The sequence below is a fragment of the Streptomyces sp. HUAS 31 genome, assembly GCF_028198125.1.
Lineage (GTDB): Bacteria > Actinomycetota > Actinomycetes > Streptomycetales > Streptomycetaceae > Streptomyces > Streptomyces chartreusis.
In genome coordinates this window covers 7,989,419-8,008,027 of the sequence record NZ_CP116353.1, presented here as the reverse complement: position 1 = coordinate 8,008,027, position 18,609 = coordinate 7,989,419, and the positions used below count along the sequence as shown (strand labels likewise).

Here is an 18,609-nt window from a genome sequence, read left to right as displayed (position 1 = left end):
TCCGCTCTCGGTGCACAGTCGGGGGCGGTCGTTGATGGCTACGGCGGAAGTTAGCGGCGTGCGGCAACTCCTGAAAGTGACCTCACGCCGACTATGAGTGACATCACGCCTCGACGCCCAGGCGGTCCAGCACCAGGCGGGCGGTCTCGGTGGGCGTGCTGCCGACTCCCACACCGACCGACTCCAGCGCTTCCTGCTTCGCCGCCGCCGTGCCGGACGAGCCGGACACGATCGCGCCCGCGTGGCCCATCGTCTTGCCCTCGGGTGCGGTGAATCCGGCGATGTAGCCGACGACCGGCTTGGTGACGTGGTCGCGGATGTACGCGGCCGCGCGTTCCTCGGCGTCGCCGCCGATCTCGCCGATCAGGACGATGAGTTCGGTGTCGGGGTCGTCCTGGAAGGCGGCCAGGCAGTCGATGTGGGTCGTGCCGACGACGGGGTCGCCGCCGATGCCGACGCAGGTGGAGAAGCCGATGTCGCGGAGCTCGTACATCAGTTGGTAGGTGAGCGTGCCGGACTTGGAGACCAGGCCGATGCGGCCGGGCTTGGTGATGTCGGCCGGGATGATGCCCGCGTTGGCCTGGCCGGGGGTGATCAGGCCGGGGCAGTTGGGGCCGATGACGCGGGTGCCGCGTCCGTTCGCGTAGGAGGTGAAGGCCACGGAGTCGTGGACGGGGATGCCCTCGGTGATCACGACGGCGAGCGCGATGCCGGCGTCGGCCGCCTCCACGACGGCCGCCTTGGCGAAGGCGGGCGGCACGAAGACGACGGTGACGTCGGCGCCGGTCTCCCGCATGCCGTCGGCGACCGAGCCGAAGACGGGGACGGCGCGGTCGTCGAAGTCGACGGTGCGGCCGGCCTTGCGCGGGTTGACGCCGCCGACGACGTTCGTGCCGGCGGCGAGCATGCGCCGGGTGTGCTTCATGCCCTCGCCGCCGGTCATGCCCTGGACGAGGACCTTGCTCTCCTTGGTGAGGTAGATCGCCATGTCGTCGTGTCTCCTCAGGCTGTGGCGGAGGCGAGTTGGGCGGCCCGCAGCGCGGCGCCGTCCATGGTGGTGGCCTGCTGGACCAGGGGGTGGGCGCGGCCGTCGAGGATGGCGCGGCCACGGGCGGCGTTGTTGCCGTCGAGGCGTACGACGAGCGGCTTGGTCAACTGGACGCTGTCCAGGGCCTGCACGATGCCGTCGGCGACCGCGTCGCAGGCGGTGATGCCGCCGAACACGTTGACGAAGACGGACTTCACGTCCGGGTCGGAGAGGATGACGGAGAGTCCGTCGGCCATGATCTGGGCCGAGGCGCCGCCACCGATGTCGAGGAAGTTGGCGGGTCGGGCGCCGCAGCCCGCGACGACGTCGAGCGTCGACATGACGAGGCCCGCGCCGTTGCCGATGATGCCGACCTCGCCGTCGAGCTTGACGTAGTTGAGGCCCTTGGCCGCGGCCGCCGCCTCCAGCGCGTCGTCGTGCTCGACGCCCTCGGCGCCCCATCGGGCCTGCCGGAAGCGGGCGTTGTCGTCGAGGGTGACCTTGCCGTCGAGGGCCAGGATCTGGCCCTGTTCGGTGCGCACGAGAGGGTTGACCTCGACCAGGAGCGCGTCCTCGCGGACCAGCACCTCCCAGAGTCTGACGAGTACGTCGACGGTCTGTGGCGGCAGGCCGGCCGCCTCGGCGATCTCGCCGGCCTTCGCCGAGGTTACGCCCTCGGCCGGGTCGATGGGGATACGGGCCACGGCCTCGGGCCGGGTGGCGGCGACCTCCTCGATCTCCATGCCGCCCTCGGCGGAGGCGATCGCGAGGAAGCCGCCCGCCGCGCGGTCGAGTACGTAGGACACGTAGAACTCGGTCTCGATGTCCACGGGCTGGGCCAGCATCACCTTGCCGACCGTGTGGCCCTTGATGTCCATGCCGAGGATCTGGCGGGCCGTGATCTCGGCCGACGCCGGGTCCGCGGCGACCTTCACACCGCCGGCCTTGCCCCGGCCACCGGTCTTCACCTGCGCCTTGACCACCACTCGGCCGCCGAGCCTGCGGGCCATCTCGCGGGCTTCCTTGGGTGAGTCCGTGACCTCCGCCCGTGGCACCAAGATGCCGTGTTCTTCGAAGAGTTCCCTTGCCTGGTGTTCGTACAGGTCCATTCCGGCTCCTGACTCAAAAGTGCCGCACGCCCCCTGGACACCACCCACTGGATGCGGGATAACAAGGTTCATACAGTATTCGTCGACTGTATGCAATGTACCGCGAGAGCCGTTCCACCCCCCCTACGAAGGGACAGGACTTCGCCATGCCCGACGACACCCAGGACGTCATTTCCGGTGGTCATCTCGTTGCCAAGGCTCTGAAGGCCGAGGGGGTCGACCGCATCTACACCTTGTGCGGCGGCCACATCATCGACATCTACGACGGCTGCGTAGACGAGGGCATCGAGGTCGTCGACGTCCGTCACGAGCAGGTCGCCGCCCACGCCGCCGACGGCTACGCCCGTCTCACCGGCAAGCCGGGATGCGCGGTGGTCACCGCGGGCCCGGGCACCACCGACGCCGTCACCGGAGTCGCCAACGCCTTCCGCGCCGAGTCACCGATGCTGCTCATCGGCGGCCAGGGCGCGCTCACCCAGCACAAGATGGGGTCCCTCCAGGACCTCCCGCACGTCGACATGATGACGCCGATCACCAAGTTCGCGGCGGCCGTGCCGGACACGGCACGCGCGGCGGACATGGTGTCGATGGCGTTCCGCGAGTGCTACCACGGTGCGCCCGGGCCCTCCTTCCTGGAGATCCCGCGCGACGTGCTCGACGCGAAGGTGCCGGTGAGCAAGGCGCGTGTGCCGAAGGAGGGGGCCTACCGTGCCTCCACCCGCTCGGCCGGCGACCCCGAGGCGATCGAGAAGCTCGCCGACCTGCTGGTCCACGCCGAGAAGCCGGCCATTCTGCTCGGCAGCCAGGTATGGACGACACGTGGCACCGAGGCGGCCATCGAGCTCGTACGCACCCTCAACATTCCGGCCTACATGAACGGCGCCGGCCGTGGCACTCTGCCACCCGGCGACCCGCACCACTTCCAGCTGTCGCGGCGGTACGCGTTCTCCAACGCCGATGTCATCGTCATCGTCGGCACGCCCTTCGACTTCCGCATGGGCTACGGCAAGCGGCTGTCCCCGGACGCGACCGTCGTGCAGATCGACCTCGACTACCGCACCGTCGGCAAGAACCGCGACATCGACCTCGGTGTCGTCGGCGACGCCGGACTGGTGCTGAAGTCGGTCACCGAGGCCGCCTCCGGGCGCGTCAACGGCGGCGCGTCCAGGCGCAAGGAGTGGCTCGACGAGCTGCGCGCGGCCGAGCAGACCGCCCTGGAGAAGCGGCTGCCCAGCCTGAAGTCGGACGCCTCGCCGATCCACCCGTACCGACTGGTCAGCGAGATCAACGACTTCCTCACCGAGGACTCGATCTACATCGGCGACGGCGGCGACATCGTCACCTTCTCCGGTCAGGTCGTGCAGCCCAAGTCGCCGGGCCACTGGATGGACCCGGGTCCGCTCGGCACGCTCGGCGTCGGGGTGCCGTTCGTGCTCGCGGCCAAGCAGGCGCGGCCCGACAAGGAGGTCGTCGCGCTCTTCGGCGACGGGGCGTTCTCCCTCACCGGCTGGGACTTCGAGACGCTCGTCCGCTACAACCTCCCCTTCGTCGGCATCGTCGGCAACAACTCCTCGATGAACCAGATCCGCTACGGCCAGGCCCAGAAGTACGGCCTGGAGCGCGAGCGGGTCGGCAACACCCTCGGCGACGTCCACTACGACAAGTTCGCGCAGATGCTGGGCGGTTACGGCGAGGAGGTCCGTGACCCCGCCGACATCGGCCCCGCGCTGCAGCGTGCCCGCGAGTCCGGCAAGCCGTCGCTGATCAACGTCTGGGTCGACCCGGACGCGTACGCCCCCGGAACCATGAACCAGACCATGTACAAGTGAGGAGGCCTGCATGACCGGCACGACGGGTATTCCGTCCAAGGCTCTCGAAGGCATCCGCGTCCTGGACATGACCCACGTCCAGTCCGGGCCCTCCGCGACCCAGTTGCTCGCCTGGCTCGGCGCGGACGTCGTCAAGCTGGAGGCGCCGACCGGTGACATCACGCGCAAGCAGTTGCGCGACCTCCCGGACGTCGACTCCCTCTACTTCACGATGCTCAACTGCAACAAGCGGAGCATCACCCTCAACACCAAGACCGAGCGCGGCAAGGAGATCCTGACCGAGCTGATCCGGCGTTCCGACGTCATGGTCGAGAACTTCGGGCCGGGCGCGGTGGACCGGATGGGCTTCACCTGGGACCGCATCCAGGAGATCAATCCACGTATCGTCTACGCCTCCATCAAGGGGTTCGGCGAAGGCCCGTACACCAACTTCAAGGCGTACGAGGTCGTCGCGCAGGCCATGGGCGGGTCGATGTCGACCACCGGTTTCGAGGACGGGCCGCCGATGGCGACCGGAGCCCAGATCGGGGACTCGGGGACGGGTGTGCACGCCGTCGCGGGGATTCTCGCGGCGCTGTTCCAGCGCGAGAACACCGGGCGTGGGCAGCGGGTCAACGTGGCCATGCAGCACGCCGTACTCAACCTGTGCCGGGTGAAGCTGAGGGATCAGCAACGCCTGACACACGGGCCGCTCGCTGAATATCCCAACGAGGACTTCGGCAGCGAAGTTCCCCGCTCGGGCAACGCGTCCGGCGGCGGCCAGCCGGGCTGGGCGGTCAAGTGCGCGCCCGGCGGCCCGAACGACTACGTGTACGTCATCGTGCAGCCCGTCGGCTGGAAGCCGATGAGCGAGCTCATCGGCCGGCCCGAACTCGCCGACGACCCCGAGTGGGCGACGCCCGAGGCCCGGCTGCCCAAGCTCAACAAGATGTTCCAGCTGATCGAGGAGTGGTCCTCGACCCTGCCCAAGTGGGAGGTGCTGGAGCGGCTCAACACGCACAACATCCCGTGCGGGCCGATCCTTTCGACCAAGGAGATCATCGAGGACTCCTCGCTGGTCGACAACGAGATGGTCGTCACCGTGCCGCACCCCGAGCGGGGCGAGTTCGTGACCGTCGGCAGCCCGCTGAAGCTCTCCGACTCCCCGGTCGAGGTGAGCAGTTCGCCACTGCTCGGCGAGCACAACGAACAGGTCTACATCGGCGAGCTCGGCCTCGGTGACGAGGAGCTGCGCCTGCTCAAGTCGAACGGAGTGATCTGACGTGATGGCCGAAGACCGCGAGCTCAGGGTGCGGGCGCTCCTCGACTCCGTGCGGGCCGAGGGACGTACTGCGCTGACCGCGCCCGAGGGCAAGGTGATCGCCGACGCGTACGGGATCGCCGTACCGGGCGAGGAGCTCGCGACGGACGTCGACGAGGCGGTGGCCTACGCGGCGCGCTTCGGCGGTCCCGTGGTGATGAAGATCGTCTCGCCGGACATCCTCCACAAGACCGACGCGGGCGGCGTGATCGTCGGCGTCGAGGGTGCGACGGACGTACGGGCGGCGTTCCACAAGATCGTCGACAACGCTCGCGCGTACGACGCGGACGCCCGCATCGAGGGCGTCCAGGTGCAGGAACTGCTGCCGCAGGGGCAGGAGGTCATCGTCGGCGCCGTCACCGACCCGACGTTCGGCAAGGTGGTCGCCTTCGGGCTCGGCGGAGTGCTCGTCGAGGTCCTCAAGGACGTCACCTTCCGGCTCGCGCCCGTGAGCGCCGACGAGGCGCTGTCGATGCTGGACTCGATCCGGTCGGCGGAGATCCTGCACGGCGTGCGCGGCCAGGCGGGCGTGGACCGGTGGGCGATCGCCGAGCAGATCCGCCGGGTGTCGCAGCTGGTCGCGGACTTCCCGGAGATCGCCGAGGTGGACCTCAACCCGGTGATCGCCACCGCGGAGGGCGCGATCGCCGCCGACATCCGCGTGATCCTCTCCGAGGCGCCCGCGAAGCCGCGCCGGCGCTACTCGCGCGAGGAGATCCTCACCTCGATGCGCCGGCTGATGCAGCCGTCGTCGGTCGCGGTCATCGGCGCGTCCAACGAGCAGGGCAAGATCGGCAATTCGGTCATGCGCAACCTCATCGACGGAGGTTTCGCCGGGGACATCCACCCGGTGAACCCCAAGGCCGATGACATTCTGGGCCGCAAGGCGTACAAGAGTGTCACGGACGTTCCCGGTGAGGTGGATGTGGCGGTCTTCGCTATCCCCGCCAAGTTCGTGGCCTCGGCCCTGGAGGAGGTGGGACGCAAGGGGATCCCCAACGCCGTGTTGATCCCCTCCGGGTTCGCGGAGACCGGTGAGCACGAACTCCAGGACGAGATCGTGGCCATCGCCGAGCGGCACGGCATCCGGCTGCTCGGTCCGAACATCTACGGCTACTACTCGACGTGGCAGGACCTGTGTGCCACGTTCTGCACGCCGTACGACGTCAAGGGCGGGGTGGCGCTGACCTCGCAGTCCGGCGGCATCGGCATGGCCATCCTGGGCTTCGCGCGGACCACGAAGACTGGCGTGTCGGCGATCGTGGGCCTCGGCAACAAGTCGGACCTGGACGAGGACGACCTGCTGACCTGGTTCGGCGAGGACCCGCACACCGAGTGCATCGCGATGCACCTGGAGGACCTCAAGGACGGGCGCGCCTTCGTCGAGGCCGCGCGGGCGACCGTGCCGAAGAAGCCGGTCGTCGTCCTCAAGGCGGGTCGTACCGCCGCGGGCGCGAAGGCAGCCGGGTCGCACACCGGAGCCCTCGCCGGCGACGACGCCGTGTACGAGGACATCCTGAAGCAGGCCGGTGTCATCCGGGCGCCCGGACTGAACGACATGCTCGAGTACGCACGCGGGCTGCCGGTCCTGCCGGCTCCCAAGGGCGACAACGTCGTGATCATCACGGGCGCCGGCGGCAGCGGTGTGCTGCTCTCGGACGCCGTCACCGACAACGGCCTGACCCTGATGGAGATCCCGCCGGACCTGGACGATGCCTTCCGGAAGTTCATCCCGCCCTTCGGGGCGGCGGGCAACCCGGTCGACATCACCGGCGGCGAGCCGCCGTCGACGTACGAGGCGACGATCCGGCTCGGCCTGGAGGACCCGCGCATCCACTCGCTGGTCCTGGGCTACTGGCACACGATCGTCACTCCCCCGATGGTCTTCGCGGAGCTCACCGCGCGCGTGGTGGCCGAGTTCCGGGAGCGCGGCATAGAGAAGCCCGTCGTCGCGTCGCTCGCGGGTGACGTGGAGGTCGAGGAGGCCTGCCAGTACCTGTACGAGCGAGGGGTCGTGGCGTACCCGTACACGACCGAGAAGCCGGTGGCCGTGCTCGGCGCCAAGTACCGCTGGGCACGGGCGGCGGGACTGTTGGGGGGCGGTTCATGAGGTGAGGCAGCGGGGGGCCGGCCGACGGTGCGCGTCGGCCGGCCCCGGGACCCGCGCGCGCACGAAAGGCATTGGACAGGGGGCGCTGGCCAGAACTTTCGACGCAAGGGGTGCAATTAACGTGACTACTACTGACGTTACGCGAGTCGCCGCCTATCGGGAGGTGACCGACAAGAACGGACGCGTCTACCGCGTCGGCGAGACAGACGTCGACATCATGGGGCGCAAGCGCAAGTGGATGGTGATCCTGCCCTGGGTCGGCATGATGGGCATCTCCTCCGCCGAGTACGCGTTCGCGTCCGCCGAGGACACGCTCCACACAGCGCACCACTGGGCCAGTGCGCACATCTTCTGGATGATGACGGTCTGGGTGTTCTTCCAGGCCGCGGTGGCCTTCCCCGCAGGCAAGCTGCGCGAGTCCGGCAAGCTGCCGGCCCGTTTCGCGATGATGCTGGGTGCGGCGGGTACGTTCCTGGGCTATCTCTCGCTGGCCTACGCACCACATGTCGTGGTCGCCTACATCGGCTTCAGTATGTTCAGCGGCATGGGCGCGGGCATGGTGTACGCCACCTGCGTCAACATGGTCGGCAAGTGGTATCCGGAGCGCAAGGGCGGCAAGACCGGCTTCGTCAACGGCGGTTTCGCCTACGGCTCGGTGCCCTTCGTCTTCCTCTTCACCGGCTACATGGACCTGACCAACTTCCGCTGGGTGCTGGTCTCGGTCGGTGTCTTCCTCGCCCTGATGGTGGGGGCGGCCGGCTTCTTCTTCAAGGACCCGCCGAAGAACTGGTGGCCCGCGGAGATCGACCCGCTCAACCCTCCGAAGGACCCGCGCGCGGCCCGCTCGCTGCGGATGAACCCGCCCGCGGTGCGCCAGTACACCCCGCTGGAGGCCTGGAAGACCGGCCGGGTCGCGCTGATGTGGTTCTGCCTGGCGTGCACCTCCGGCGTGAACATCTTCGGTATCGCCTTCCAGGTGGACATCGGCGAGGAGGCCGGGTTCGCGGGCGGCATCGTCGCCACGGCCATGTCGCTGAAGGCGGTCGTCAACGGCACCGGCCGCGGCGTGATCGGCTGGCTGTCCGACCTGTACGGCCGTAAGCGGTGCCTGCTCGCCGTCTGCGTCATCCTGGGCCTCGCCCAGTACGGCATCCTCTGGTCGGCCGAGGCAAAGCACCTGACGTTCTTCCTGATCTTCTCGGCGATCTCCGGCTTCGGCGGCGGCGCCATCTTCCCGATGTTCGCGGCCCTCACCGCCGACTACTTCGGTGAGAACAACAACGCGTCCAACTACGGCATGGTCTACAGCGCCAAGCTGGTCTCCGGTCTCGGCGCGGGCATGGGCGCCGTGGTCGTGAGCGCCTGGGGGCACTCCGGTGCCTTCATCCTGGCCGGCTCCATCTCCCTGTTCGCCGGCTGCGTGGCCCTGTTCCTCAGTCCGCCGGGACGCGACAAGAACTCGCGCGAAATCGCACCCAACCCCCAACCTCTCGGCGAGGACACGGCCTGACATGACGGCAGATCCGTACGCAGCAAACAGCTCGTCCGCACAATCCGACGCCGCACACCGTCCCTACCGCGAGGTGACCGACGCACGAGGTCGCGTCTACCGCGTCGGCGAGACCGACCGCGACCTCCTCGGCCACTCGCGCAAGATCATGGTGTATCTCCCGTGGATCGCCATGATGGCCATCAGCGTCTTCGAATACGCGTACGGCTCAGCGGAGGACACCCTGTCCCACGCGCACGGCTGGACGCAGAGCAACACCTTCTGGATCCTGAGCGTCTGGGTGTTCTTCCAGGCCGGCATAGCCTTCCCGGCGGGCTGGCTGCGCGAGAAGGGCATCCTGACGGCCCGGTCCGCCATGTACATCGGCTCCGGCATGTGTCTGCTGGGGTTCCTCGCCCTGTCGCACATGGGCAACGTCTGGCTGGCGATCCTCGGCTTCGGCGTCATCGGCGGCATCGGTGCCGGCCTGGTCTACGCGACCTGCATCAACATGGTCGGCAAATGGTTCCCCGAGCGGCGCGGCGCCCGGACCGGGTTCGTCAATGGCGGGTTCGCTTACGGATCGCTGCCGTTCATCTTCATCTTCAACTACGGGTTCGACACCGCGAACTACCACCGGGTGCTGGACCTCATCGGCTGCTACATCATGATCGTCGTGTTCGGGTGCGCGTTCTTCTTCAAGGACCCGCCGAAGAACTGGTGGCCCGCGGACATCGATCCCCTGTCGTACGCGGGCAGCGAGAAGAACGCGACGAGCCTGGCCAAGAACCCTCCGGCGGTGAAGCAGTACACGCCGCGGGAGGCCATCAGGACGGGCATGCTGCCACTGATGTGGCTGTCCGTGGTGCTGACCGCCGGGGTGTCGATCTTCGGCATCTCCTTCCAGGTCGACTACGCCAAGGAGGTGGGCTTCGGCCCGCTGGTCGCGGCGTCGTCGATGGGCGTGATGGCGGTCATCAACGGCATCGGCCGCGGCGTCGTGGGCTGGCTGTCGGACCGGTGGGGCCGTAAGTCGACCCTGGTGTTCGTGATCGTCGTGCTGGGTCTCGCCCAGTTCGGCGTGATCTGGGCCGGAGACCTCAGGAGCGAGTGGCTGTTCCTGTTCTTCGCGTTCCTGTCCGGGTTCGGCGGCGGCGCCTTCTACCCGTTGTTCGCGGCGCTCACCCCGGACTACTTCGGGGAGAACTTCAACGCGACCAACTACGGCCTCGTCTACAGCGGCAAGCTGATCAGCGGCCTGTTCGGCGGCGGTCTGGGCTCCGTGGTCGTCGCGGCCTGGGGCTACGACGGCGCCTACGCGCTGGCCGGCGGCGTGTCGATCGTGGCGGCGGCCATCGCGCTGCTGCTGCGCCAACCGGGGCGCACGGCGGTGCCGAGTCCCGCTCGCTGACGAGTCGCTCACATGAGGAGGCCCTCCCCGATCCCGGGGAGGGCCTCCTCATCGTGGTACGTCCGTCAGCACTTGTCCCGCAGCGAGTGCAGGTGCTCGCTGGAGCGGCGGGCGAACGTGAAGGACTCGGTCGGGTTGTCGTGCTCCGCCTGCCAGTGGTGGTCGGTGTGCCGGCCGCGCAGCCGGGTCACGGCGGAGATGAACTTCTTGTAGTCGATGTCGCCGTCGCCGACGTCCACCATGCGGTAGCCGTAGGTGTCGGACGGGTCGCTCACGCCGTCCTTGACGTGGAAGAGCGGGTAGCGGTGGGGCTGCTTCAGGACGTAGTTCAGCGGCTCGAAGGGGGCGGGTGAGCCGTCGGGGCGCTTGGAGAAGCGGAACTGGCCCGAGTAGGCCCAGTAGATGTCCATCTCCAGGAAGACGAGGTCGGGGTCGGTCTCGGCGAGCAGCACGTCGTAGAGCCGGACCTTGGGGTTGTCGGTGGCGAAGGAGAACTCCTCGGAGTGGTTGTGCTGGTAGAACTTCATGCCGCGCGCCCTGGCCGCCGCGCCGTAGGTGTTGAACTCCTCGGCGGCGCGCTTCCACGCGTCGACGGTGGAGCCGTAGCGGAACGGTCCGGACGCGGTGCCTATGTGCTTGAGGCCGAGGGCCTGGGCATCGTCCAGGACCTTGGTGAGGTTCTGGGCGAAGGTGTAGGCGTTCGGGTCGTCGGAGTAGTAGCCGACGTGGCTGCCGATCGGGTTCAGGCCGTGGTTCCTGGCCAGCCGCTTGAGCTGGGCGAGGGTGATCGGGCCGGCCGAGCCCTGGGTGTATCCGGCGAACTCCACCTCGTCGTAGCCGTACTTCTCCAGCTCGGCGAAGACGGGTGCGAAGCCGAGGGTGGAGACCTTGTCCCGCAGGCTGTAGAGCTGGATGCCGAGGCGCCCGGGCGGCAGGACGGGACGGCCGCGGCCGCCGCCGTGGGATGCCGCGGCGGGGGCAGCGGTAGCGGGGGTGGTGGCCGCGCCCACCAGAGCGGCGGCCGTGGCGCCCGCCGCAACGCCGAGCATGCCTCGTCTGCTGAGGCGGTGGGTGAGTTCGGGGTCCGTCTGGGAAAAGCGGCTCATGCCTGGAACTCCTTGTGATCGAAGGCCGTTGTCAGTGGTGAGTGCTTCACTGGGGACCAGTCGGAAGTGACGGGCCGGTGGGACCGGCGAGCTGGTGCGCGCCGGTCGTGACCCGTCAGCCGAGACCGGCGAGTTGGAGCAGGAGTGACTTCACGTCGGTGGCCGCGACACGGTCGCCGACAGCGCGGGGGGTGGAGCAGATGAGGAGCGGACCTTCGTCGTCGCTCGCGGGAAGGCGGCCGTGGCTGCCGCGAATAGGTGACGGATCCAGGGGCACGACCGCCATGCGGTAGCGCATGCCGAGCTTCTTGCGTGCGAGCGCGGTCGCTGCCTTGACCTTGACGTAGGGGTCGAGGGGATCCATGAAGAGTTCGACCGGGTCGTAGCCGGGTTTGCGGTGGATCTCGACCAGTCGCGCGAAGTCGGGCGCGCGGGCGTCGTCGAGCCAGTAGTAGTACGTGAACCAGGCGTCCGGCTCCGCCACGGCGACGAGTTCGCCGGAGCGCGGATGGTCGAGATGGTGGGCCTTCTTGCCCTCGTCGTCGAGGAGTTGCTCGATGCCGGGCAGTCCGGCGAGCGCTTCCCTGGTCGCGTCGAGGTCTTCCGGCCTGCGTATGTAGACGTGGGCGATCTGGTGGTCGGCGACGGCGAAGGCGCGTGACGCCATCGGGTCGAGGTACTCCATGCCGTCCTGGGTGTGCACTTCCAGCAGTCCGGCGCGCCGCAGGGCCCGGTTGATGTCGACCGGCCGGTCCGCGCGGGTGATGCCGTACTCGGAGAGCGCCACGACGGTACGTCCCTCTGCCCGCGCGTCGTCCAGGAGCGGGGCCATGGCCGCGTCGAGGTCGGCGGCGGCCTTGAGGGAGCGCGGGTCGTCGGGGCCGAAGCGCTGCAAGTCGTAGTCGAGATGCGGGAGGTAACACAGCGTCAGATCAGGGTGGCGGGTGCGGATGATGTGGCGGGTGGCGTCGATGATCCAGCGACTGGAGGCGAGGTCCGCGCCGGGGCCCCAGAAGTGGAAGAGCGGGAAGGTGCCCAGTTCCTCGGTGAGTTCGTCGTGCAGGGCGGGCGGCCGGGTGTAGCAGTCGGGTTCCTTGCGGCCGTCGGAGTAGTAGATCGGACGGGGGGTGACGGTGATGTCGGTGTCGGCGCCCATGGCGTACCACCAGCAGATGTTGGCGACGGTGTAGCCGGGGTGGGCGCGCCTGGCGGCGTCCCAGAGTTTGTCGCCGGTGACAAGGCCGTTGTGCTGGCGCCACAGGAGTACGTCGCCGAGGTCGCGGAAGTACCAGCCGTTGCCGACGATGCCGTGCTCCGACGGGTGGGTGCCGGTGAGGAACGTGGACTGGGCGGCGCAGGTGACGGCGGGCAGGACGGTGCCGAGGGAAGCCTGCGAGCCGGACCGGGCGAGCGTCTTGAGGTGGGGCATGTGGTCGAGGAGACGGGGGGTGAGGCCGACGACGTCCAGGACGAGAAGGGGGGTGGGTCGGCCGGCGGCGGTGGCGTCCGCGCCGGTTGCGCGGTGGGTGGCCGGGGCTGCCGGTTCTGGTGGCTCGGTCATGGCAGCTCCTTGAGGCCGAGGTCGGTCAACAGGTCGCGGGCGAGGGTGAGTTCGGCGGCGATGCCCTCGGTGAGCTGGCTTCGGGCGCGGGGGCGCAGCTCGGCCGGAAGGGCCTGCCAGGTGTAGGTCTCGACCTCGAGGTGGCGGGTGAGCGGGTGCGGGCCGCCGACGAGGCGGGCCAGGGCGCCCTTGAGGACGTCGAGCGTGGAGGTGAGGGGTGCGGCGGGGGCCGCGTGGAGCGGGACGTGGAAGTGGGCGCGCCACGGGGAGGCGTCGGGGAGTGCCTCGCCGTCGAGGGCCTGGCCGAGGTCGTCGGTGCCGCGCAGGCCGGCGGCGGTGGCGGTGCGGGTCTGGTGCAGGAAGCGGGGTTCGTCGAAGGCGGCGAGGGCCTCGCGGTCCTCGGGGAGGTGCGGGTGCTCGGCGTGCAGTGCGGCCGACAGCTGGGATTTGACGACGGGGACGCGGGCTTCTGTAAGTGCGTCCAGCGCAGGCAGCGGATCTTCGAAGGAGGTGGCGAGGTGACAGGTGTCGACACAGACGCCGATGCGGTCGTGTCCGATTGCGGCGAGCGGGGCGAGGGCATCGCCGGTGGTCTCCACTATGCAGCCGGGCTCGGGTTCGAGGCCGATGCGGATGTCGCGGCCGGTCAACTCCGCGAGGGCGTCGAGGCGTTCGGCGAGGGTGCGCAGGGCGACGCGGGCCGTCTCGGCACGGTGGTCGTCGTAGGCGGTGCGCCAGGCGAGGGGAAGGGTGGAGATGCTGCCCTCGGTGACGTCGTCGGGGAGGAGACCGGCGAGGACCCTGGCCAGCGCGGTGGTGTGCTCGAGGCGTGCGGGGTCGGCCCAGTCCGGCTTGTAGACGCGGTACTTGACCTCCTCGGCGCCGAACCCTTCGTAAGGGAAGCCGTTGAGGGTGACGACCTCGAGGCCGCGCCGGTCGAGTTCGGTGCGCAGGCCGCGCAGTGCGGACGGGTCGGTGACGAGAGCGTGCGCGGCGTCCTTGGCGAGCCAAAGGCCGATGCCGAGGCGGTCGCGGCCGAGCCGCCGGCGGACCGGCTCGCAGTGGTCACGGAGTTGGGCGAGGACGCCGTCGAGGGTCTCGGCCGGGTGGACGTTGGTGCAGTAGGCGAGGTGGACCGTGGAGCCGTCGGGGTGGCGGAAGCGCATGGCTCACGCTCCCGGGGCCGGGGCGACGGGAGCGTCCCCCTGTCCCGGTGCTCTGCCCGGCCCTTCGTCGAGGTCCTTCGGGGCGCCACGGAGGATGGAGTTGCCCTCGTGGGTCGCGTCCGGGGCGGCGACGTCGAGGTCGAGGCGGCCGCTGAGTCCGTAGAAGGCGACGGGGTTGCGCCACAGCACCCGGTCGACGTCGTCCTCGTCGAAGCCTTCCGCGAGCATCAGGTCGGCGACCTTGCGGGTCTTCAGGGGGTCGCTCCTGCCCCAGTCGGCGGCGGAGTTCACCAGCACCTGCTCGGGCCCGTACTCGCGCAGGATCGCGACCATCCGCTCCTCGTCCATCTTGGTGTCGGGATAGACGGAGAAGCCGAGCCAGCAGCCGCTGTCCTTGGCCTCCTTGACGGTGGTCTCGTTGAGGTGGTCCACCAGGACGTGGTCCGCGGGCAGGGCCGACTCCCGGACGACGTCGAGGGTGCGGCGCAGACCCGCCAGCTTGTCGCGGTGCGGGGTGTGGACGAGCGCCGGCAGCTCGTGGGCGGCGGCGAGCTGGAGCTGGGTGGCGAGGGCGATGTCCTCGGCGGGGGTCATCGAGTCGTAGCCGATCTCGCCGACGGCGACGACCTGGTCCTTGAGGAGATAGCGGGGCAGTTCGTCTAGGACGGGTACGCAGCGCGGGTCGTTCGCCTCCTTGGGGTTGAGGGCGAGCGTGCAGTGGTGGGCGATGCCGTGCTGCGCGGCGCGGAAGGGCTCCCAGCCGAGGAGGGAGTCGAAGTAGTCGAGGAAGGAGGCGGGAGAGGTGCGGGGCTGGCCGAGCCAGAAGGAGGGCTCGACGACGGCACGGACGCCGGCGGCGTACATCGCCTCGTAGTCGTCGGTGGTGCGCGACGTCATGTGGATGTGGGGGTCGAAGAGGCGCATCAGGACTCCTTGCCGTCGGTGCCGCGGTCGCCGCGCTGGGCGGCGGGCGCGGGTGGGGTGGCCGTGGGGTCGGTCAAGGTCAGGACGCGGTACAGGTCTTCGGGCACGGGGCGGCCCGCGGCGGTGCGTTCGGCGGCGTAGTCGCCGAGCATGCGGGCGAGTTCGGTGTCCCGGTGGGCACGGCGGTCCAGTTCGGCGACCGTCTCGACGTGGACGCCGGTGAACAGGCACTTCAGGACCGCGTGCCGCCACTGGTGGGAGTCGAGGTGCCGGGCGGCGTACGGGCCGACGGCGGCGGCGAGGAGCCGGGTGTCGTTGGTGCGCAGGGCGTCCTCGACGAGCGGGAGGGCCTGTGGCCCGGTGACGAGGTGGGGCAGCGCGTGCAGGACGGCGCGGCGTTCGGCTCCGGTGCCCTGGAAGTAGACCCGGCTGAGGGCGTCCGTGTCGGCGCGGGCCGCGTGCAGGATGAGGACGCGGGCGGCGTCGGCGTGGTCCGGGCCGCAGCGGCGGCCGGCCTCGGCGATGCGCAGCTCCCACACGGAGATGGGGCCGTGGGTGCCGGGGTTGGCGGCGGCCTCGTCGAGGGCTCGGTGGAGCCAGGCGCGGGCGGCCGTGTGGAGGCGGGCGGCGAGGTGGGCGCGTAGCTCGGTGGGCGGGGTGAGAGCGAGGGGTCTGTCGTCCTCGGGGTCTGCCGGGTGCGTGGCATCCGCCTGGGCTTCGCTGTCCGCCTGTCTCTCGGTAGGCAGGGGGTTCTCGGTGGGCTGATGACCCTCAGTGGGCGAGGGGCCCTCGGTGGGTGCGTGGGCGTCGGCAGGTGCGTGGCCCTCGGTGGGCGGGTGGCTTTCGGTGTCCGCGTCCGGGGTGGCCGGGGTGGTGCGGGGGTGGGTCATGAAGTGCTCCCTTCGGGGGTGGCGGAGGGATCGCCATGGGGTGGGACGAGTACGGGTGTTCTGGTGACCGCGGCCTCGGCGTTGCGGAGGAACGGGAGGGAGCGTTCGGCGAAGTGGGGGCCCGCGTGGGAGTGGCGGGGCAGTTCGACGACGGTGAGTCCGAGGTAGCCGGTGGCGGCGAGGGCGGCGAGGACGGGTGGGAAGTCGATCTCACCGTCGCCGAAGGGGAGGTGTTCATGGATGCCGCGGCGCATGTCCTCGATCTGGACGTGGCGCAGATAAGGGGCGGCGGCTCGGATGCAGTCGGCCGGGGAGAGGGGTTCGAGGCACTGGCAGTGGCCGATGTCGAGGGTGAGCCCGAGGTGTTCCGGGTCGCCGAGTGTGCGGCGGAGCCGGTCGAAGTCGGCGAGGGTGGCGAGGAGGTGACCGGGTTCGGGTTCGACGGCGAGGGGGACGCCGGCGGTGGTGGCGGCCTCCAGGGCCGGGGTGAGCGCGTCGGTCAGGCGGTGCCAGGCGGTGGTCGGGTCCGTTCCCGGCGGGGTGATGCCGCTGAAGCAGTGCACGGCGTGGGCGCCGAGGTCTGCGGCCACGCGGACGGCACGGATCAGCAGGTCGACGCGGCGGGCTCGGTCCTCCGGGTCGGGGTCCAGCAGGGAGGGGCCGTGCTTGCGGCGCGGGTCGAGCACATAGCGGGCGCCCGTCTCCACCGTGACCTCCAGACCGAGCGCGTCCAGCCGCTTGGCGAGGCGGTGGGTGCGGGCGGCCAGGTCCGGGGCGAGCGGGTCGAGATGCATGTGGTCGAGGGTCAGGCCGACGCCGTCGTAGCCGAGGTCGGCGAGCAGGGCGAGGGCGTCGTCGAGACGGAGATCGGCGAGGCCGTTGGTGCCGTAGCCGAAGCGGAGGGGGGTCATGGCGGGTGCATCGGCGACGGGGGCGGGGGCGCGTTCGGTGCCGGTGCCGGTGCCGGTGCCGTGAAGGTCGCCGTCGGCTCGCGGGGCGGCGAAGTGCCCGGGGGTGGGCGTCGTCGGGGTCATTTGACGCTGCCCTTCCTGCTGCCGTCGCCTCGCGTGGCCGCCTCCGCAGAGAGGCACGGGACCGCTGTCACGCTGCTCATACGCCGCTCACCTTCCTGTCGCCCCTCGCATCGCGAGGCCGCCCCCGCGGAGAGACACGGGACCGCCGTCACGCTGCTCATACGCCGCTCACCTTCCTGTCGCCCCTCGCATCGCGAGGCCGCCCCCGCGGAGAGACACGGGACCGCCGTCACGCTGCTCATACGCCGCTCACCTTCCTGTCGCCCCTCGCCTCGCGGGGCCACCCCGCCCGAGTGACCCGGCACGGTCGTCGTCCGGCTCATGTCACGCTCACCTTCCTTCCGAACCGCCGGCCGAGCGGGGCGAGTCCTGCGATGAGCAGGGCGGTGAGGCCGGCTCCGGAGCGGGCGGACAGTGCGGCCTGGAGCGGGATCGTGGCGCGGATGCCGCCGCCGACGGCTCGTTGGGTGAGCGGAGGTGACGGGTTGAGGGTGGCGTGGAAGTAAGGACGACCGGCGGTCGCGGCGTAGGTGGCGGCGAGGGCCATGGTCAGGGCTCGGCCCGGCGACCAGGCGGAGTCGGCAGACCGCGGTGGGGTGATCCGCCGGGCGTGGGCGGGCCCAGGTCGTTCACGGCCGTCGGCCGCGGGCTCGGCAATGGCAAGCAGGGAGCCCGACATGACCGACGGGCGGCCGGTGGCGGTCGCCACCCCATCGGCATCGCCCGGTCCCGCGGTCGAGGGGCGTTCCGACGGGACGCCGGTCGGGCGGTGGGCCAGCAGGCGGCTCAGCAGGGCCGTCGTCGTCAGGGCCGCGAGGGGTGCCAGGGGTGAACCGCCCTTTGTCTCCTGGCGGGACACCACGGTGACCGCGAGGGTGTGGGTGCCGAGCAGGGCGGCGGACGGGAGTGCCGCGCGGGTGCGGCCCGTGGTGGCCGCGGCGCCGAGGACGAGGTCCAGGGCACGGGCCGTGGCCATGGCGGCGGGGCCGCACGGGGTGTGCTTGAGGGCGAGGTCGTACGCCCAGACGGTGGCCGCGAGGGGCACGGCGACGGCGAGAGCGGGGCGGCCGGCGCGAGCGGCCAGGGCCAGGCCGGCACCCGTCAGAGCGCAGGCTGCGGTGAAGGCGGCCACCGGGTGGACGCGGCCGGACGGGAGGGGGCGGTGGGGGCGTTCGGCGGCGTCCTCCGCGCGGTCCGCCCAGTCGTTGAGGGCCATGCCGGCCTCGTAGAGACAGAGGGAGGAGCCGATGGCGAGCAAGGTCCGGGAGTTGGGCCGGGCGCCGACAGCGGCGGCACCACTGAGTGCGTCGCCGGGGACGGTGAACAGGGCGGGCAGCCGGAGCAGTTCGGCCCAGGCACGGATAGGGCTACGGCTCACGGGCGCTCCCCCTCAGCGGGCTCGCGCGGATCGTCGCCCTGGGCGGCGTGCTCCTCGTTGTGCTCGCGGCGCCCCGCGCCCCCGCCGGGGGCCTCACCCCGAGTCACCGCACCCACGGCTGCAGCCCCATGGGCGTCCCCGAGCCGGCCGGCGCCCTGAGCGGCAGCATCCCGGGCACCCCCAAGTCGGCCGACGCCCTCAGCGGCAGCATCCCGGGCACCCCCGAGCCGGCCGGCGCCCTGAGCCGCACTCTCCTCCCCCGCCTCGCGATGCCC

The 18,609-nt window shown here is 70.4% G+C and carries 14 protein-coding genes; 5 read left to right on the top strand and 9 right to left on the bottom strand.

Annotated elements, in window-relative coordinates; translation table 11 throughout:
* Positions 1–103 precede the first annotated feature (103 nt).
* Together sucD and sucC are read right to left on the bottom strand one after the other, a co-directional pair.
* Entirely contained in the window at positions 104–988 is an 885-nt protein-coding gene (gene sucD, locus PGH47_RS35455) for a succinate--CoA ligase subunit alpha (protein ID WP_271666812.1), read from the bottom strand.
* Positions 989–1,002: 14 nt separating this feature from the next.
* Positions 1,003–2,136, bottom strand: a complete 1,134-nt coding sequence (gene sucC, locus PGH47_RS35450; protein WP_030950509.1) for an ADP-forming succinate--CoA ligase subunit beta — start codon at positions 2,134–2,136, stop codon at positions 1,003–1,005.
* Between the two features lie 146 nt (positions 2,137–2,282).
* Between sucC and PGH47_RS35445 the strand changes: the two genes are divergently transcribed.
* From PGH47_RS35445 to PGH47_RS35425, 5 genes are all read left to right on the top strand, one after another.
* Entirely contained in the window at positions 2,283–3,965 is a 1,683-nt protein-coding gene (locus PGH47_RS35445; protein WP_271666811.1) for a thiamine pyrophosphate-binding protein, read from the top strand.
* A 10-nt stretch (positions 3,966–3,975) separates the two neighbouring features.
* Positions 3,976–5,226, top strand: a complete 1,251-nt coding sequence (frc, locus tag PGH47_RS35440) for a formyl-CoA transferase (protein ID WP_271666810.1) — start codon at positions 3,976–3,978, stop codon at positions 5,224–5,226.
* A 4-nt stretch (positions 5,227–5,230) separates the two neighbouring features.
* Entirely contained in the window at positions 5,231–7,375 is a 2,145-nt protein-coding gene (locus PGH47_RS35435; RefSeq protein ID WP_271666809.1) for an acetate--CoA ligase family protein, read from the top strand.
* A 121-nt stretch (positions 7,376–7,496) separates the two neighbouring features.
* The gene (locus PGH47_RS35430; protein WP_271666808.1) at positions 7,497–8,885 is read left to right on the top strand and encodes an OFA family MFS transporter; all 1,389 of its coding nucleotides are present in this window, start codon (positions 7,497–7,499) and stop codon (positions 8,883–8,885) included.
* Between the two features lies 1 nt (position 8,886).
* Positions 8,887–10,275, top strand: coding sequence for an OFA family MFS transporter (locus PGH47_RS35425; RefSeq protein ID WP_271666807.1), 1,389 nt, complete (start codon positions 8,887–8,889; stop codon positions 10,273–10,275).
* A 65-nt stretch (positions 10,276–10,340) separates the two neighbouring features.
* On the opposite strand, the gene PGH47_RS35420 is transcribed toward PGH47_RS35425, so the two are convergent.
* From PGH47_RS35420 to PGH47_RS35390, 7 genes are all read right to left on the bottom strand, one after another.
* Complete coding sequence (locus PGH47_RS35420; RefSeq protein WP_271666806.1) at positions 10,341–11,381, bottom strand: sugar phosphate isomerase/epimerase family protein; 1,041 nt, start codon at positions 11,379–11,381, stop codon at positions 10,341–10,343.
* Between the two features lie 115 nt (positions 11,382–11,496).
* A complete protein-coding gene (locus tag PGH47_RS35415) occupies positions 11,497–12,942 on the bottom strand; it encodes a nucleotide pyrophosphatase/phosphodiesterase family protein (protein WP_271666805.1) in 1,446 nt (481 codons plus the stop codon).
* Positions 12,939–14,108 carry a metabolite traffic protein EboE gene (gene eboE, locus PGH47_RS35410; protein WP_271666804.1) on the bottom strand — a complete coding sequence of 390 codons (1,170 nt, stop codon included), beginning with the start codon at positions 14,106–14,108 and terminating at the stop codon, positions 12,939–12,941. Before eboE ends, PGH47_RS35415 begins: the two co-directional genes overlap by 4 nt.
* A gap of 3 nt (positions 14,109–14,111) precedes the next feature.
* A complete protein-coding gene (locus tag PGH47_RS35405) occupies positions 14,112–15,032 on the bottom strand; it encodes a TatD family hydrolase (protein WP_271666803.1) in 921 nt (306 codons plus the stop codon).
* Entirely contained in the window at positions 15,032–15,922 is an 891-nt protein-coding gene (locus PGH47_RS35400; RefSeq protein ID WP_271666802.1) for an EboA domain-containing protein, read from the bottom strand. The genes PGH47_RS35405 and PGH47_RS35400 overlap by 1 nt, the downstream gene beginning before the upstream one ends.
* Complete coding sequence (locus tag PGH47_RS35395) at positions 15,919–16,833, bottom strand: sugar phosphate isomerase/epimerase family protein (RefSeq protein WP_271668224.1); 915 nt, start codon at positions 16,831–16,833, stop codon at positions 15,919–15,921. The genes PGH47_RS35400 and PGH47_RS35395 overlap by 4 nt, the downstream gene beginning before the upstream one ends.
* A 442-nt stretch (positions 16,834–17,275) precedes the next feature.
* Positions 17,276–18,334, bottom strand: a complete 1,059-nt coding sequence (locus tag PGH47_RS35390; RefSeq protein WP_271666801.1) for an SCO3242 family prenyltransferase — start codon at positions 18,332–18,334, stop codon at positions 17,276–17,278.
* Positions 18,335–18,609: the final 275 nt, after the last annotated feature.

Coding starts and splice junctions, on each gene's coding strand:
- sucD (WP_271666812.1), bottom strand. CDS start 988: ATGGCGATCTACCTCACCAAGGAGAGCAAGGTCCTCGTCCAGGGCATG.
- sucC (WP_030950509.1), bottom strand. CDS start 2,136: ATGGACCTGTACGAACACCAGGCAAGGGAACTCTTCGAAGAACACGGC.
- PGH47_RS35445 (WP_271666811.1), top strand. CDS start 2,283: ATGCCCGACGACACCCAGGACGTCATTTCCGGTGGTCATCTCGTTGCC.
- frc (WP_271666810.1), top strand. CDS start 3,976: ATGACCGGCACGACGGGTATTCCGTCCAAGGCTCTCGAAGGCATCCGC.
- PGH47_RS35435 (WP_271666809.1), top strand. CDS start 5,231: ATGGCCGAAGACCGCGAGCTCAGGGTGCGGGCGCTCCTCGACTCCGTG.
- PGH47_RS35425 (WP_271666807.1), top strand. CDS start 8,887: ATGACGGCAGATCCGTACGCAGCAAACAGCTCGTCCGCACAATCCGAC.
- PGH47_RS35420 (WP_271666806.1), bottom strand. CDS start 11,381: ATGAGCCGCTTTTCCCAGACGGACCCCGAACTCACCCACCGCCTCAGC.
- PGH47_RS35415 (WP_271666805.1), bottom strand. CDS start 12,942: ATGACCGAGCCACCAGAACCGGCAGCCCCGGCCACCCACCGCGCAACC.
- eboE (WP_271666804.1), bottom strand. CDS start 14,108: ATGCGCTTCCGCCACCCCGACGGCTCCACGGTCCACCTCGCCTACTGC.
- PGH47_RS35405 (WP_271666803.1), bottom strand. CDS start 15,032: ATGCGCCTCTTCGACCCCCACATCCACATGACGTCGCGCACCACCGAC.
- PGH47_RS35400 (WP_271666802.1), bottom strand. CDS start 15,922: ATGACCCACCCCCGCACCACCCCGGCCACCCCGGACGCGGACACCGAA.
- PGH47_RS35395 (WP_271668224.1), bottom strand. CDS start 16,833: ATGACCCCCCTCCGCTTCGGCTACGGCACCAACGGCCTCGCCGATCTC.